At 46.9% G+C, this 1,458-nt stretch carries 1 protein-coding gene; it reads left to right on the forward strand.

The features are described 5' to 3' along the window. Positions 1-57 precede the first annotated feature (57 nt). Entirely contained in the window at positions 58-1,449 is a 1,392-nt protein-coding gene (locus D908_RS00055) for an IS4 family transposase (RefSeq protein WP_005528115.1), read from the forward strand. Positions 1,450-1,458: the final 9 nt, after the last annotated feature.

Raw genomic sequence — 1,458 nt, forward strand, 5'->3', positions numbered from 1 at the left:
TTTGAACTCTGTTTGATGTTGTCGATCTGATCTTCATTACAACATCAGGCAAACACTATGAACTTTATATCAAACTCTGCACAATGGGCTAAACATGTCTTTCAACATGCCAACTTAGGTGATAGCCGACGCGTTAACCGCTTGATTAAACTCTCGGCAACTCTGGCAGCTCATTCGGGGAAATCTGTGCCACAAGCCAATCAATCCGCTGCGGACATAGAAGCCGCCTATCGTTTCATCCGTAATGAAGCCATTCATGCCGATGCGATTGCCGAAGCCGGCTTTCTTGCAACGAAGCAAGATGCCTTAACCTTTGACACCTTGCTGGCTTTGGAAGACACCAGTTCATTAAGCTTTTCCCATAAAGGGGTAAGAGATGAACTGGGGCATACAACCTCCCATCACTCTAGCCGAGGATTTCAAGCACATTCCGTCTTGTTATATGCGCCTTTACAGATGCAAGTGGTGGGATTAATTGAGCAGCAGTTGTGGACACGCGACATCGCAACCAAAGGAAAGCGTAAAGACGCTACGAAACGACCTTATATTGAAAAAGAAAGTTTCAAGTGGCAGCGAGCATCACAAAATATGGCTCAACGTCTAGGTCTAGGGTCGCATATGTCACAGGTTGTGAGCGTTTGTGACCGCGAATCTGATTTAATCGAGTACCTGCAGTATAAACTGACTCACCAACAACGGTTTGTTGTGCGCTCAATGATAAGCCGGCATATTGAAGAAGCCGAAGGTAAGTTGCATCTGTATGGCAAGTCTTTACAAAGCGCCGGAGAACGACAGGTCGAAGTGGTACAAAAAGGCGGTCGTAAAGGCAGAGTGGCAACTTGTGAAGTCCGTTTCTCGCCGATCACCCTGAAAATGCCGAGCAACAAAGAGGGGGTAAGTACCCCGTTGTTTTATGTTAGCTGCATAGAAAAAGATAATCCGGATGGATTGTGCTGGCACTTGCTGACCTCGGAGCACATTACGACGCAGAAACAAGCGTTGACCATTTTGGAGTGGTATGAAAAACGTTGGCTGATAGAGGACTTCCATAAATCCTGGAAAAGCGGAGGCACACAGGTTGAAGACCTACGCTTGCAAAGCAAAGGAAATCTGGAGCGGATGATTGTCATTCTGGCGTTTATTGCAGTGCGGATCCAGCAGCTTCGTCATCTTGGTCAGCAACAAGAAGTGGCCGAGGAACAAAGCTGCGAAACTTTACTGGGCAACAAAGCGTGGAAATTGTTATGGCTAAAGGTAGAAAAAAGCAAACCGCCGAAACACGCGCCAACAGTGCGCTGGGCTTATCTTGGCTTAGGGAAATTAGCTGGGTGGCACGATAGTAAACGAACAGGAATAGTGGGCTGGGAGCGACTTTGGGAAGGATGGTTCAAACTACAAACCATCCTTGAAGGTTACGAGCTTGCAATGTCTCTTGAGCATGAAATGTGATCAAGAGAC

Origin of the sequence: Vibrio mimicus CAIM 602 (assembly GCF_000338875.1) — a bacterium.
In the GTDB taxonomy this organism is placed as follows: Bacteria; Pseudomonadota; Gammaproteobacteria; order Enterobacterales; family Vibrionaceae; genus Vibrio; species Vibrio mimicus.